The sequence below is a fragment of the Bacillus sp. TH50 genome (genome assembly GCF_016650565.1).
GTDB lineage: Bacteria > Bacillota > Bacilli > Bacillales > Bacillaceae_G > Bacillus_A > Bacillus_A mycoides.
In genome coordinates this window covers 158,973-173,604 of the sequence record NZ_JAEKFM010000004.1, presented here as the reverse complement: position 1 = coordinate 173,604, position 14,632 = coordinate 158,973, and the positions used below count along the sequence as shown (strand labels likewise).

11 protein-coding genes, 2 tRNA genes, 2 rRNA genes and 1 riboswitch are annotated in these 14,632 nt (G+C 40.2%); of the genes, 3 read left to right on the top strand and 12 right to left on the bottom strand.

Features of this window, described 5'->3' with window-relative positions; all coding sequences use genetic code 11:
* Window positions 1–42: 42 nt before the first annotated feature.
* The 3 genes from guaA to groES form a co-directional block, all read right to left on the bottom strand.
* The gene (guaA, locus tag JFU23_RS17100; RefSeq protein WP_122974556.1) at window positions 43–1,581 is read right to left on the bottom strand and encodes a glutamine-hydrolyzing GMP synthase; all 1,539 of its coding nucleotides are present in this window, start codon (window positions 1,579–1,581) and stop codon (window positions 43–45) included.
* Between the two features lie 165 nt (window positions 1,582–1,746).
* Window positions 1,747–1,848: riboswitch (purine riboswitch) on the bottom strand.
* Window positions 1,849–1,987: 139 nt separating this feature from the next.
* On the bottom strand, window positions 1,988–3,622 hold the full coding sequence (gene groL, locus JFU23_RS17095) for a chaperonin GroEL (protein WP_002029451.1): 1,635 nt from the start codon (window positions 3,620–3,622) through the stop codon (window positions 1,988–1,990).
* A gap of 37 nt (window positions 3,623–3,659) precedes the next feature.
* Window positions 3,660–3,944 carry a co-chaperone GroES gene (groES, locus tag JFU23_RS17090; RefSeq protein WP_002009985.1) on the bottom strand — a complete coding sequence of 95 codons (285 nt, stop codon included), beginning with the start codon at window positions 3,942–3,944 and terminating at the stop codon, window positions 3,660–3,662.
* A 402-nt stretch (window positions 3,945–4,346) separates the two neighbouring features.
* On the opposite strand from groES, the gene JFU23_RS17085 reads away from it, so the two are divergent.
* Both JFU23_RS17085 and JFU23_RS17080 read left to right on the top strand, forming a co-directional pair.
* Entirely contained in the window at window positions 4,347–5,096 is a 750-nt protein-coding gene (locus tag JFU23_RS17085) for a CPBP family intramembrane glutamic endopeptidase (protein WP_044440795.1), read from the top strand.
* The gene (locus tag JFU23_RS17080; protein WP_001246201.1) at window positions 5,093–5,284 is read left to right on the top strand and encodes a YdiK family protein; all 192 of its coding nucleotides are present in this window, start codon (window positions 5,093–5,095) and stop codon (window positions 5,282–5,284) included. Before JFU23_RS17085 ends, JFU23_RS17080 begins: the two co-directional genes overlap by 4 nt.
* A 29-nt stretch (window positions 5,285–5,313) precedes the next feature.
* On the opposite strand, the gene JFU23_RS17075 is transcribed toward JFU23_RS17080, so the two are convergent.
* Window positions 5,314–5,943, bottom strand: coding sequence for a redox-sensing transcriptional repressor Rex (locus JFU23_RS17075; RefSeq protein WP_000372704.1), 630 nt, complete (start codon window positions 5,941–5,943; stop codon window positions 5,314–5,316).
* A 187-nt stretch (window positions 5,944–6,130) separates the two neighbouring features.
* Between JFU23_RS17075 and JFU23_RS17070 the strand changes: the two genes are divergently transcribed.
* Window positions 6,131–8,053: an ABC-F family ATP-binding cassette domain-containing protein gene (locus JFU23_RS17070; RefSeq protein WP_098169066.1), complete on the top strand. Its 1,923-nt coding sequence runs from the start codon at window positions 6,131–6,133 to the stop codon at window positions 8,051–8,053.
* Between the two features lie 413 nt (window positions 8,054–8,466).
* On the opposite strand, the gene tsaD is transcribed toward JFU23_RS17070, so the two are convergent.
* The 8 genes from tsaD to JFU23_RS17030 form a co-directional block, all read right to left on the bottom strand.
* Complete coding sequence (tsaD, locus tag JFU23_RS17065) at window positions 8,467–9,483, bottom strand: tRNA (adenosine(37)-N6)-threonylcarbamoyltransferase complex transferase subunit TsaD (RefSeq protein WP_002009991.1); 1,017 nt, start codon at window positions 9,481–9,483, stop codon at window positions 8,467–8,469.
* Window positions 9,483–9,926 carry a ribosomal protein S18-alanine N-acetyltransferase gene (gene rimI, locus JFU23_RS17060; protein ID WP_002063534.1) on the bottom strand — a complete coding sequence of 148 codons (444 nt, stop codon included), beginning with the start codon at window positions 9,924–9,926 and terminating at the stop codon, window positions 9,483–9,485. Before rimI ends, tsaD begins: the two co-directional genes overlap by 1 nt.
* Window positions 9,927–9,939: 13 nt before the next feature.
* The gene (tsaB, locus tag JFU23_RS17055; protein WP_002091610.1) at window positions 9,940–10,632 is read right to left on the bottom strand and encodes a tRNA (adenosine(37)-N6)-threonylcarbamoyltransferase complex dimerization subunit type 1 TsaB; all 693 of its coding nucleotides are present in this window, start codon (window positions 10,630–10,632) and stop codon (window positions 9,940–9,942) included.
* Window positions 10,613–11,086 (bottom strand): tRNA (adenosine(37)-N6)-threonylcarbamoyltransferase complex ATPase subunit type 1 TsaE, encoded by a 474-nt coding sequence (gene tsaE, locus JFU23_RS17050; RefSeq protein ID WP_002009995.1) that lies wholly within the window; start codon window positions 11,084–11,086, stop codon window positions 10,613–10,615. The genes tsaB and tsaE overlap by 20 nt, the downstream gene beginning before the upstream one ends.
* A 174-nt stretch (window positions 11,087–11,260) precedes the next feature.
* Window positions 11,261–11,336 (bottom strand) — tRNA-Asp (locus JFU23_RS17045).
* Between the two features lie 3 nt (window positions 11,337–11,339).
* Window positions 11,340–11,416, bottom strand: a tRNA-Met gene (locus tag JFU23_RS17040).
* A gap of 12 nt (window positions 11,417–11,428) precedes the next feature.
* Window positions 11,429–11,544: ribosomal RNA gene (gene rrf, locus JFU23_RS17035) — 5S ribosomal RNA — on the bottom strand.
* A 101-nt stretch (window positions 11,545–11,645) separates the two neighbouring features.
* Window positions 11,646–14,567: ribosomal RNA gene (locus tag JFU23_RS17030) — 23S ribosomal RNA — on the bottom strand.
* Window positions 14,568–14,632 lie beyond the last annotated feature (65 nt).

The following is a 14,632-nucleotide window of genomic DNA, read 5'->3' as shown; positions in this document are numbered from 1 at the left end:
CATCTATACATAAATGATAGATGGACCTTTTTTATTACAATACTATTCCCACTCAATAGTTGCTGGTGGCTTACTCGTTATATCATACACGATACGGTTAACGTGTTTTACTTCGTTTACGATACGTACAGAGATTTTCTCTAATACGTCCCAAGGGATACGTGCCCAGTCAGCTGTCATACCATCGATAGATGTTACTGCACGGATACCTACTGTGTAATCGTAAGTACGCTCGTCACCCATAACACCTACGCTACGCATACCAGGAAGCGCAGTGAAGTATTGCCAAACTTCGCGGTCTAATCCTGCTTTTATAATTTCTTCACGTAAAATCGCATCTGATTCACGAACGATTTCTAATTTCTCTTCTGTAATTTCACCTAATACACGAATACCAAGTCCTGGACCTGGGAACGGTTGACGCCATACGATTTCATCAGGAATTCCTAATTCTGATCCTAATACACGTACTTCGTCTTTAAATAAAGTGTTTAAAGGCTCAATTAATTTGAACTGCATGTCTTCTGGAAGTCCACCAACGTTATGGTGAGATTTAATTGTTTGTGCAGTTGCTGTACCACTTTCAACGATGTCCGTGTAAAGTGTACCTTGCGCTAGGAAGTCCATTCCTTGTAATTTAGAAGCTTCATCATCAAATACGTAAATGAATTCATTACCGATGATTTTACGTTTTTGCTCTGGATCTTCTACACCTTTTAACTTGTTCATGAAGCGCTCTTGTGCATCCACTTTAATAACGTTCATATGGAAGCCTTCGCTAAATGTTTTCATAACACCTTCTGCTTCATCTTTACGAAGTAAACCGTGGTCCACGAAAATACATGTTAATTGGTCACCAATCGCTTTATGAATTAATACTGCTACAACAGAAGAGTCTACACCGCCACTAAGTGCGCATAATACTTTTTTGTCTCCAACAGTTTCACGGATCTTCTCTAATTCTACTTCGATAAAGTTCTCCATGTTCCATCCTTCAGAACAACCACATACGCCGAATACGAAGTTTTTAATTAAATCGTTACCGTGCTCAGAGTGACGTACTTCTGGGTGGAATTGTACACCGTATAAGTTTTCCGCTTCATTGCTCATACCAGCAATTGGACAAGACTCACTTGTTGCATCTACTACGAATCCTTCAGGTAAACCAGTTACTAAGTCACCATGGCTCATCCATACAACTTGCTCTTCTGGAAGGTTCGCATATAATTTTGATTCGTTCTCTACTTTAAGAACAGCTTTTCCATACTCACGGTGGTTGGCACGTTCTACTTTACCACCGAAGTGTTGTGTCATAAGCTGCATACCGTAACAAATACCGAAGATCGGTAATCCTAGTTCAAAGATTTTTTCATCACAATGTAATGCGCCTTCACCGTATACACTATTTGGTCCACCAGAGAAAATAATCCCTTTTGGATTCATTGCTTTAATTTCTTCTGCAGTAATTGTATGTGGATGAAGTTCACTGTATACACCGAACTCACGAATTCGACGTGCTATTAACTGATTGTACTGACTCCCAAAATCTAAAACGATAATTGTATCATGCTGCTTCTTCAAAATAATCACCCCAACGTTAGTTCTCGTATATAAATATTTTCACCAATTTGGCGAAAAGCATTACTAATATAATAAAAAAAGCCAGTCCTCCGCCTCTAGTCTCATGACAAAGAAAAGGCAGGGGTCTGGCTTTATAAAGAAAGATAATCTTCCGCTCTTTATAAATATAAGACGCACTGCCTTCATAGTCAGGTTGTTTACGGTAACCCGGTAGAGACTCTCAAACCATATCATCGAGGATATATGAAGGATTGTTTTATATTATCTTCCTAGATTCTAACAATGAAGTATCGGTATGGTCAAGAGAGAAAGCGACAAAATTCTACAGAAATTATTTTCCTGCGCTCAAAAACATAAAAAAACATCCACTTCTATATAGAAGTGGATGTTTTTCGGGAGAACGGAATTACATCATTCCGCCCATACCACCCATGCCCATGCCGCCCATGTCAGGCATTGCTGGTGCATTTGGTTCTGGCTTGTCAGCAACTACAGCTTCAGTTGTTAAGAACATAGCTGCAACAGATGCTGCGTTTTGAAGTGCAGAACGAGTTACTTTAGCTGGATCTACGATACCAGACTCAAGCATGTTAACCCATTCGCCAGTAGCTGCGTTGAAACCAACGCCTACTTTTTCGCCTTTTAGACGCTCTACAACTACAGATCCTTCTAGACCAGCGTTGATTGCGATTTGACGAACTGGCTCTTCTAGTGCACGAAGTACGATGTTGATACCTGTTGCTTCGTCGCCTTCAGCTACGATAGAAGCTACTTTTGTGTATACGTTCATAAGTGAAGTACCACCACCTGCAACGATACCTTCTTCTACTGCTGCACGAGTTGAGTTAAGTGCATCTTCAATGCGAAGTTTGCGCTCTTTTAACTCAGTTTCAGTTGCTGCACCTACTTTAATTACTGCTACACCGCCCGCAAGTTTAGCAAGACGCTCTTGTAATTTTTCACGATCGAATTCAGAAGTAGTTTCTTCTAATTGCGCGCGGATTTGACCGATGCGAGCTTCGATTTGTTGTGAATTTCCAATACCTTCAACTACAGTTGTGTTTTCTTTCGTTACAACAATTTTACCAGCACGTCCTAAAGATTCAACTGTAGCAGATTTTAAGTCACGTCCTAATTCTTCAGTGATTACTTCGCCACCAGTTAAGATTGCGATATCTTCTAGCATTGCTTTACGACGGTCACCAAATCCAGGAGCTTTAACAGCAACTACATTGAATGTACCACGAAGTTTGTTCACTACTAATGTAGCTAACGCTTCGCCTTCTACATCTTCAGCAATGATAAGAAGTGGTTTACCTTGTTGTACCACTTGCTCTAATACTGGTAAGATTTCTTGAATGTTAGAAATCTTTTTGTCAGTAATTAAAATGTATGGGTTATCAAGAACTGCTTCCATTTTGTCAGAATCAGTAATCATGTAAGGAGATGCATATCCACGATCAAATTGCATACCTTCTACTACGTCTAATTCTGTTGTGAATCCTTTAGATTCTTCTAAAGTAATAACGCCGTCGTTACCAACGCGCTCCATTGCTTCAGCGATTAATTGACCTACTTCTTCGTCAGCCGAAGAAATAGCAGCTACTTGTGCGATAGAAGATTTACCTTCGATTGGTTTAGAAATCGCTTTTAATTCTTCAATTGCAGCAGTAACAGCTTTTTCGATACCTTTACGAAGACCCATTGGGTTTGCACCAGCTGTTACGTTTTTAAGACCTTCACGAATCATAGCTTGCGCTAATACAGTTGCAGTTGTCGTTCCGTCACCAGCTACATCGTTTGTTTTGCTAGCAACTTCTGCTACTAATTTCGCACCCATGTTTTCGAATGCATCTTCTAATTCGATTTCTTTTGCGATTGTTACACCATCATTTGTAATAAGTGGTGAACCGAATTTTTTCTCAAGTACAACGTTACGACCTTTTGGTCCAAGCGTTACTTTTACTGCGTTTGCAAGAGTGTCGACACCGCGAAGCATCGAACGACGTGCTTCTTCACTAAATTTAATATCTTTTGCCATAATAATTGACCCCCTTGGATTTTTAAAATGTATATAATTAACCGATAATTGCTAAAATGTCACTTTCACGTAAAATCAAGTAGTCTGTACCTTCGTATTTCACTTCAGTACCTGCATATTTTGAGAAGATGATAAGATCACCTGCTGCTACCTCTAAAGCAACACGCTCACCATTTTCAAGCACTCGGCCTGTACCTACTGCAATAACTTTACCCTCTTGTGGTTTTTCTTTTGCAGTTTCTGGTAATACAATACCACTTGCTGTTTTTTCTTCTGCTTGAACAAGTTCAATTACAACGCGATCACCTAATGGCTTTAGCATGAACAATAACCTCCTCATTTTGTTATGTAAATTTTATTTATTAGCACTCAAGTCACACGAGTGCTAACACACTTATAATAATAAATAATCTCAATTTCTTTTGCAAGTAAAAAAATCATAATTTTTTCGCAAATTACTTTATGCACTTTCCTAGATATCATTACTTCTTCTACTGCCTTTACTATATGAATCGTTGTTCCCACTTCTTGTATGTTACAATATGAAAGACACCCTAAGTTGTTTTCGCTAAACGTACAACTTTTTCCTGTCTCCTATTTTATTTTCAAATACTTATTTACAAAAAAAATATAATTCAAATGAAAGTTTATATCGTAGGTAGCATATTTACATGTTATCCTACCTTATCTCATACACTAGCGTTAGAAAGGATGGTTAAACCATTTGAAGAAACAATATTGGTGGATTATCGTTACATACATTTTAATGCAGTTATCAGGCATTGCCGGGTTACCGCTTCTCCTGAAAACTGGACTATACGATAATAGGGGATTTACTAGAGATGAAAAACTTCAGCTCATAACTGGTCATTGGGCTATCATTAGCTTTTTCATTGCATTATGCGTTGTACTTTGGTTACTCAGAACAGACATTCGTGACAGGCATTTAGATAAAATGCGCTCTACTGTTCCAGCTACAATTGGGTGGATTTTTATTGGTTTCTTCTTAGCGCTGTTCTCACAAAGCATTGCCGGTATGATTGAAATGCGTTTATTAGGGATTACACCTGGATCCGAAAATACAGCAAGACTTATGGACATCGCAAGAACGACACCTTGGTTCCTTATTGTCATATCTATAATAGGACCTATTTTGGAAGAAATCGTATTTAGAAAAATTTTATTCGGTACACTTTATAAGAAGTTTAACTTCTTTATTGCCGCTATCATTAGTTCACTTGTATTCGCGGCGATTCATTTTGATTTTACTCACTTATTGGTATACACTTCTATGGGGCTCGTATTCGCCTTTTTATACGTAAAAACGAAACGCATTATCGTTCCTATTGCAGCTCATGTTGCTATGAATACATTAGTTGCAGTTGCTCAAGTTGTAGTAAGCAATGAGCAAATTCAAGAAATGATTAAAGAAGCTGAAAAAATGCAAGGCTTTATCGGAGGATTTTTAGTATGAGAAACTCACCATTGTTCATGGCTGCATTATACTTTCTTCTTGGATGTATCTTTACACGCTTCGCCATTACGAACGTAACAGATACAATCTGGAATATGTGGACAATACTATTTGCAGTTATGGCAACAATTGATTTTAATTTGGCACTTCGCCTTATCTTAGTTAAATTCACAAAGAAAAAACAATAATAAAACGCAGAGGTCATCTCCTCTGCGTTTTATTGTGGATAATTTTTCAAAAAGTAAACAAGTGTTTGTAACTCTACAGCTAAATCAATGTGATGAATTCTTATATTCTCTGACACATTTAAGCGTGCTGGTGTGAAATTTAAAATACCATGCACGTTCGTTTCTGCCAATCTATCTGCCACAGATTGCGCTACTGTAGCGGGTACCGTTAATATTGCCACTTGTATATCAGTTGATAAACGTTCTTCTAGTTCATCCAAATGATATACAGGAATGCCTCCGATTTCTGTTCCAACTTTCTCTTCACTAACATCAAACGCCATTTCAATTTTTGTATTATTGTTTTTCGTGAAATTATAATGTAAGAAAGCGGTCCCTAAATTACCTACTCCAATAAGTGCCACGCGTGTTATATCATCTTGGTCGAGTGTTTCACGGAAAAATGATAATAAATAATTTACGTTATATCCATATCCTTTTTTCCCTAACGCTCCAAAATACGAAAAATCTCTTCGAATAGTTGCGGAATCAACCTTTACCGCTTCACTCAATTCGGCTGATGAAACACGTTGCTTACCAGAAAGAGATAAGTTTTGGATAAATCGATAGTATAGAGGCAATCGTTTGGCAGTGGCCTGTGGAATTTTTTGCTGATCCATATAACCTCTCCTCTCTTCCTATCTTTATTCTTATACTTGAATCAAATACAGAAGTTTAGTACTCATGAATTTCCTTGTATAATAAAGAGAAGAAGTATTCTCTCTTTATTTTAAACTATACACTATTTTTAGTATGATTGAGAAATATAAACATGGCAAAGTTAAGAAATTATTTGAGGTGAAAACATTGATATTATTACAAGTGAATGGGCTTTCGAAATTATACGGTGCAGAAACGATTCTTGCAAACATAAAATTGGAAGTACAAACAAAAGATCGTATCGCATTAGTCGGACGAAATGGAGCTGGAAAATCTACATTATTAAAAATAATAGCTGGCGAGTTATCTCATGATGGTGGTGAAATTATAAAACCGAAAGATGTCTCAATGGGGTATTTAGCTCAAAATACTGGACTCGAAACGTCTTTAACAATTTGGGATGAAATGTTAACCGTCTTTACACACTTGCAGCAGATGGAGACAAAACTTCGAAGACTAGAGCAAGAGATGGGAAAAGAAGAAAACTTTTCAAATGCGGCTATATATGAGAAATTATTAGCTGATTATGACCAATTACAATTAGATTATAAAGATCAAGGCGGCTATCAGTACGAAGCGGATATACGCTCAATTTTAAGCGGTCTTGGCTTCCCAGTTGAAACGCATCAGACGAAAATTTCCACATTAAGTGGTGGACAAAAGACTCGATTAGCTCTCGGGAAATTATTATTAACTAGACCAGACTTACTTATTTTAGACGAACCTACAAACCATTTGGATATTGAGACACTAACATGGCTTGAACAATATTTACAAGGCTATCCTGGCGCGATTTTAATCGTTTCCCATGACCGTTATTTCTTAGATAAACTTGTTACACAAGTATACGAAATTTCTAATAAGGAAAGCCGACGATTTGTTGGTAACTACAGTAAATATTTAGACTCAAAATCAGCTCTATACGAGCAAGAAATGAAGCGTTATGAAAAACAACAAGATGAAATTTCTAAACTGGAAGACTTTGTACAAAAAAATATAGCTCGTGCATCTACGACAAAACGCGCTCAAAGTCGCCGTAAACAATTAGACAGAATGGAAGTATTAACTAGACCATTAGGCGATTCTAAATCAGCTTCCTTCCACTTCGATATTGAAAAACAAAGTGGAAATGATGTTTTACAAGTGAAAGATGCAACTATTGGCTATTATCAGGAACCGATTATTGAACATGTAAATATGCGCTTAACTCGCGGTGACAGTGTTGCCTTAGTTGGGCCAAACGGAATTGGAAAATCTACATTATTAAAATCCATTGTGAATAAGTTACAGCTATTACATGGAAACGTTGCTTTCGGCTCAAGTGTATCTGTTGGTTATTATGATCAAGAACAAGCCAACTTAACATCTTCGAAGCGAGTTTTAAATGAATTATGGGATGAATATCCCCTGCAACCTGAAAAAGAAATTCGCACTATACTAGGCAACTTTTTATTCACAGGGGATGATGTACTCAAACCAGTATCTTCTCTTAGTGGTGGACAAAAGGCTCGACTAGCTCTTGCAAAACTTATGATGCAAAAATCCAATTTATTAATTCTCGATGAGCCAACAAACCATCTTGATTTAAATAGTAAAGAGATTTTGGAGAATGCTTTAATTGATTACCCAGGTACTCTTCTATTCGTCTCTCATGACCGCTACTTTATTAATCGCGTAACGACAACCGTTGTTGAGTTATCAACAGAAGGTGCACAAGAATATTTAGGTGATTACGATTATTACGTTGAAAAGAAAAATGAAATGATTGAACGTGCGGAACTAGAGCAAGAAGATGAAGTACCTGTTCAAAAAGTGGTGGCACAAGAAAAATTAAATTATCTCGAAGAAAAAGAACGTAAACAGTTAGAGCGTCAACGTACTCGAAAAATTGAAGAACTGGAACAAAATATCGTAGGCTTAGAAGAAGAAATTGCTACGTTAGAAGACCAACTTTGCTTACCAGAAATATATGCAGATTATGAAAAGGCTAGTGAAATTACAACTAAAAAACAAACACTGCAAGAACAGCTTGAAGCTTGTATGGCAGAATGGGAAGAACTGCATATATAAGAGAATTTAAAAGAGGAGGATGTCTCATAAGTCGGGCTTTTTGACGAGATGACCTCCTTTTTATTTTCTTTTTTGGAATCAATACCATAATAAATGAAATTATACAAACCATTCGACAAGGATTGACAATAGTAGCACCTTATATAATAAGAGGAGGATGTTTCAAAATGTTTTTTGGACATCTCTTTGTTTTTTATTTCCCAAAAAAGAATTTCTTCAAAGGTCAGACTTCCTCTATGTTATCCACAAGGTTATACACATATCCACCTTTATAATATAAACTTCCAAATAACTTTTCCACATTATCCACAACTAGATAAAAAGTTATGCACATTTTATGTACACAAAAAAACCCAAATTATCAACAGATAATTTGGGTTTTATCCACAAGCTGTGGTTAATTTTGTGTATAACTATGCTTCAATATCTAATCCTGGATTTGCATTTAAAGCTAATGTAGCGCGTTTTCCTTGTTCGTATGCAATTGTACCTGCAGCCGCAATCATCGCTGCATTATCTGTGCATAAAGATAGAGGAGGAATAATTAGCTCTATATTTTCTTTTTGTGCAAATTCTGCTGCTAAACGTGCACGAAGCCCTTTATTAGCAGCTACTCCACCAGCAAGAAGCACTTGTTTTACATTATAAGCATCTGCTGCACGAGACGCTTTCGTTACAAGTACATCTATTACACTTTCTTGGAAACTTGCTGCTAAATCTTCTGGTGCAATTTCTATACCGCGCTGTTTTGCGTTATGCACAGTGTTGATAACTGCTGATTTCAATCCACTAAAGCTGAAATCATACGAATCAGGTTCTAGCCACGCACGAGGCAAATCAATTGTTGGTTTTCCTTCATGCGCAAGGCGATCAATATGAGGACCACCTGGATAAGGCATTGATAATGTACGAGCTACTTTATCGTAAGCTTCTCCTGCCGCATCATCTCGCGTTTCACCAATCACTTCAAATGAACCATGTTCTTTCATATAAACAAGCTCCGTATGTCCACCGGATACAACAAGCGATAGTAACGGGAATTGTACTTCTTTTACTAAACGATTCGCATAAATATGACCAGCAATATGATGAACACCAACTAGAGGGATATCATGAGCAAAAGCCACAGCTTTCGCTGCATTTACACCTATTAAAAGTGCTCCGACTAAACCTGGGCCTTCTGTTACAGCAATTGCATCAATATCCTCAAAAGTGATATTCGCTTCTTTTAAAGCTTCTTCTAACACAACTGTGATTTCTTCTACATGATGACGGGATGCAATCTCTGGTACTACTCCGCCAAAACGCTTATGACTTTCAATTTGCGATGCAACGACATTCGCAATGATTTCCGTTCCATTTTTAACAACTGCTACAGCTGTTTCATCACAGCTTGTTTCAATACCAAGTATAATCGTATTTTTTTCCATTATATATTCACCCACATTACAAGACCATCTTCCTGATTGTCTGCATAGTATCGTTTACGAATCCCACCATTTTGAAATCCGTATTTTCTGTATAACTGCTTTGCTACTTCATTTGACATGCGTACTTCAAGTGTCATTGTTTTTACTCCTAAACCTTTCGCTTCGGAAATGACTTCTTTTAATAAGGCATCCCCTAGCTTTTGACCTCTGTATTCCGGCAGGATAGCTATATTTGTTACATGTGATTCATCAATAATTATCCACAATCCACAATATCCAATTACGAGACCATCTTTTTCTAGCACGACATAATGTGCATGTTCATTCACCTCTAATTCACGGTGAAAGGCATCTGCAGTCCATGGGGTTGAAAAAGATGCTTCTTCAATAGCTACAATTTGAGCAATATCATCGAGTGCCATCTTTCTAAATATCATATCCATCTTCTGTAGGCCCCTATTGTTTTTGACTTTCTAACCATTTTGTTTCAGCTTCAGCTAAACGAAGATAGCTAGGAACAAACGTATGCACGTCTTGTTCTTCTTTTTGTAATCCTAAACATGCTAATTCACTTGGTCTCGGGTTATTCTTAGTGAACGGAGCAAATACAGCTTGATCACCTAAATATTCTACAATTGTTTCTTTATGCAATTTAACATCGTTACCAATAAATAAAACAGGCTGTTCTTTATCTTTTAACATTTGCAACCAGTCAACAATAAGAATAATTCGGTCTTCTTCTATTGAAGTTATACGCTCTCCTTCATATGTATATAACCCCGTGTAAATTTGACCACGTCGGCCATCAAATAAAGGACAAATTAGTCCATTAAAATTAGTACCATTTGCAGCCACCACTTCCAAACTTGATACACCTACAATTGGTATTTGAAGTGACCAAGCTAATGTTTTTGCCGCTGTCACACCTATACGAACACCTGTATATGATCCCGGTCCAGCTGCTACAACAATTTTAGTCAATTCTTTCGGTTTTACACCGCATTCTTTTAACAGTTTCTCTACAGCTGGCATAAGACGTACAGAATGGTTTTTTGTTAAATTTGTAATGATTTCCCCAATCACGTTCCCTTCCTCAATAAGGGATACACCCATTACGTAATTTGAAGTATCAATTGCTAGTACTTTCATCTTGTAATAGCTCCTCACATAATCTAATATAGCGATCTCCAATTGGCTCGAGTACAATTTTTCTTGTATCATCTCCAGCATGGAATAAACTAATTTGCAACTTCTCATTCGGTAAATATGCTTCTATTAAATGAGCCCATTCTACTACTGTAATCCCTTCACCATAGAAATACTCATCAAATCCTAAATCTTCTTCACTTTCCGCTAAACGATACACATCCATATGATATAGCGGTAATCTTCCTTTATATTCTTTAATAATATTGAAGGTAGGACTATTTACGACTCTTTTCACTCCAAGACCTTTTGCTAGTCCTTTTGTAAAAGTCGTCTTGCCAGCTCCAAGATCACCCTCTAAAATAATTACATCTTTTTCCTTTACAAGTCTCCCTAATTTTTCTGATAATCGCTGGGTTTCTTCGGAAGATTTTGTTGTTATTTCATATTTACTCACAGACTTCACCTACTTTACTCACAATGTTCTCTGCTCTTTATTATACAGGTTTTAAATATATAAAAAAGTCCTTAGGAGTTTTCCTAAGGATAGTTTGACTGTCTTTATTAGTTTTTTGTTAAAACAAATAAAAAAATACGAAACAACTTGTTTCGTTCTTTTCTTTATATAAAATGGCGGTCCCGACCGGGGTCGAACCGGCGATCTCCTGCGTGACAGGCAGGCATGTTAACCACTACACCACGGGACCATTTGGTTGCGGGGACAGGATTTGAACCTGCGACCTTCGGGTTATGAGCCCGACGAGCTACCGTACTGCTCCACCCCGCGATGATATAAATAGCCTGGCAACGTCCTACTCTCACAGGGACAAGGTCCCAACTACCATCGGCGCTAGAGAGCTTAACTTCCGTGTTCGGTATGGGAACGGGTGTGGCCTCTCTGCCATCATTACCAGACTATATTCATTTAAGACAAGAATTATTATAACTCATTAACTTTTGAAAGTCAACAAGTTTTTTATATTCTTTCAAAACTAGATAACATTGCTTCATATTATATGGTTAAGTCCTCGATCTATTAGTATTCGTCAGCTCCACATGTCACCATGCTTCCACCTCGAACCTATCAACCTGATCATCTTTCAGGGATCTTACTAGCTTACGCTATGGGAAATCTCATCTTGAGGGGGGCTTCATGCTTAGATGCTTTCAGCACTTATCCCTTCCGCACATAGCTACCCAGCTATGCCCTTGGCAGAACAACTGGTACACCAGCGGTGCGTCCATCCCGGTCCTCTCGTACTAAGGACAGCTCCTCTCAAATTTCCTGCGCCCACGACGGATAGGGACCGAACTGTCTCACGACGTTCTGAACCCAGCTCGCGTACCGCTTTAATGGGCGAACAGCCCAACCCTTGGGACCGACTACAGCCCCAGGATGCGATGAGCCGACATCGAGGTGCCAAACCTCCCCGTCGATGTGGACTCTTGGGGGAGATAAGCCTGTTATCCCCGGGGTAGCTTTTATCCGTTGAGCGATGGCCCTTCCATGCGGAACCACCGGATCACTAAGCCCGACTTTCGTCCCTGCTCGACTTGTAGGTCTCGCAGTCAAGCTCCCTTATGCCTTTGCACTCTACGAATGATTTCCAACCATTCTGAGGGAACCTTTGGGCGCCTCCGTTACACTTTAGGAGGCGACCGCCCCAGTCAAACTGCCCACCTGACACTGTCTCCCGGGTCGATGAGACCCGTAGGTTAGAATTTCAATACAGTCAGGGCGGTATCCCACCAGCGCCTCCACCGAAGCTAGCGCTCCGGTTTCAATGGCTCCCGCCTATCCTGTACAAACTGTACCAAAATTCAATATCAGGCTACAGTAAAGCTCCACGGGGTCTTTCCGTCCTGTCGCGGGTAACCTGCATCTTCACAGGTACTATAATTTCACCGAGTCTCTGGTTGAGACAGTGCCCAAATCGTTACACCTTTCGTGCGGGTCGGAACTTACCCGACAAGGAATTTCGCTACCTTAGGACCGTTATAGTTACGGCCGCCGTTTACTGGGGCTTCAGTTCAGAGCTTCGCTTACGCTAACCCCTCTCCTTAACCTTCCAGCACCGGGCAGGTGTCAGCCCCTATACTTCGCCTTACGGCTTCGCAGAGACCTGTGTTTTTGCTAAACAGTCGCTTGGGCCTATTCACTGCGGCTTTCCGTTAAGAAAGCACCCCTTCTCCCGAAGTTACGGGGTCATTTTGCCGAGTTCCTTAACCAGAGTTCTCTCGCACACCTTAGGATTCTCTCCTCGCCTACCTGTGTCGGTTTGCGGTACAGGCACCTTTTATCTCGCTAGAAGCTTTTCTTGGCAGCGGGGAATCAAAGACTTCGCTCCATAAGGAGCTTCCCCATCACAGCTCAGCCTTCACGATAAGCGGATTTGCCTACTTATCAGCCTAACTGCTTGGACGTGCACAACCAATCGCACGCTTCTTCTATCCTTCTGCGTCCCTCCATTGCTCAAACGATAAAGAGGTGGTACAGGAATATCAACCTGTTGTCCATCGCCTACGCCTGTCGGCCTCGGCTTAGGTCCTGACTAACCCTGAGCGGACGAGCCTTCCTCAGGAAACCTTAGGCATTCGGTGGACGGGATTCTCACCCGTCTTTCGCTACTCATACCGGCATTCTCACTTCTAAGCGCTCCACCAGTCCTTCCGGTCTGACTTCACTGCACTTAGAACGCTCCCCTACCACTGATACCATTGGTATCAATTCGCAGCTTCGGTGGTGTATTTAGCCCCGGTACATTTTCGGCGCAGAGTCACTCGACTAGTGAGCTATTACGCACTCTTTAAATGGTGGCTGCTTCTGAGCCAACATCCTAGTTGTCTAAGCAACTCCACATCCTTTTCCACTTAATACACACTTTGGGACCTTAGCTGGCGATCTGGGCTGTTTCCCTCTTGACTACGGATCTTATCACTCGCAGTCTGACTCCTAAGGATAAGTCATTGGCATTCGGAGTTTGACTGAATTCGGTAATCCGATGAGGACCCCTAGTTCAATCAGTGCTCTACCTCCAAGACTCTTACACTTAAGGCTAGCCCTAAAGCTATTTCGGGGAGAACCAGCTATCTCCAGGTTCGATTGGAATTTCTCCGCTACCCACACCTCATCCCCGCACTTTTCAACGTGCGTGGGTTCGGGCCTCCATTCAGTGTTACCTGAACTTCACCCTGGACATGGGTAGATCACCTGGTTTCGGGTCTACGACCACGTACTAAACGCCCTATTCAGACTCGCTTTCGCTGCGGCTCCGCCTCTTCAGCTTAACCTCGCACGGGATCGTAACTCGCCGGTTCATTCTACAAAAGGCACGCCATCACCCATTAACGGGCTCTGACTATTTGTAGGCACACGGTTTCAGGATCTCTTTCACTCCCCTTCCGGGGTGCTTTTCACCTTTCCCTCACGGTACTGGTTCACTATCGATCACTAGGGAGTATTTAGCCTTGGGAGATGGTCCTCCCAGATTCCGACGGAATTTCACGTGTTCCGCCGTACTCAGGATACATTCAAGAGAGAACGAAGTTTCGACTACGGGGTTATTACCCTCTGTGACGGACCTTTCCAGGTCGCTTCGTCTACCTCGTTCCTTTGTAACTCCGTATAGAATGTCCTACAACCCCAAGAGGCAAGCCTCTTGGTTTGGGCTAGATTCCGTTTCGCTCGCCGCTACTCAGGAAATCGCATTTGCTTTCTCTTCCTCCAGGTACTTAGATGTTTCAGTTCCCTGGGTCTGTCTTCCATACCCTATGTATTCAGGTAAGGATACCATACCATTACGTATAGTGGGTTTCCCCATTCGGAAATCTTCGGATCAAAGCTTACTTACAGCTCCCCGAAGCATATCGGCGTTAGTCCCGTCCTTCATCGACTCCTAGTGTCAAGGCATCCACCGTGCGCCCTTTCTAACTTAACCAAACTAAAATTAAAAAAATATGAGCTACACTGTTATCTAGTTTTCAAAGAACATACATTTAAACT

What these genes read in the sequence shown, in the direction of transcription:
- groL (WP_002029451.1), bottom strand. Translation starts at nt 3,622, where the DNA reads ATGGCAAAAGATATTAAATTTAGTGAAGAAGCACGTCGTTCGATGCTT.
- groES (WP_002009985.1), bottom strand. Translation starts at nt 3,944, where the DNA reads ATGCTAAAGCCATTAGGTGATCGCGTTGTAATTGAACTTGTTCAAGCA.
- JFU23_RS17080 (WP_001246201.1), top strand. Translation starts at nt 5,093, where the DNA reads ATGAGAAACTCACCATTGTTCATGGCTGCATTATACTTTCTTCTTGGA.
- JFU23_RS17075 (WP_000372704.1), bottom strand. Translation starts at nt 5,943, where the DNA reads ATGGATCAGCAAAAAATTCCACAGGCCACTGCCAAACGATTGCCTCTA.
- tsaD (WP_002009991.1), bottom strand. Translation starts at nt 9,483, where the DNA reads ATGGAAAAAAATACGATTATACTTGGTATTGAAACAAGCTGTGATGAA.
- rimI (WP_002063534.1), bottom strand. Translation starts at nt 9,926, where the DNA reads ATGGATATGATATTTAGAAAGATGGCACTCGATGATATTGCTCAAATT.
- tsaB (WP_002091610.1), bottom strand. Translation starts at nt 10,632, where the DNA reads ATGAAAGTACTAGCAATTGATACTTCAAATTACGTAATGGGTGTATCC.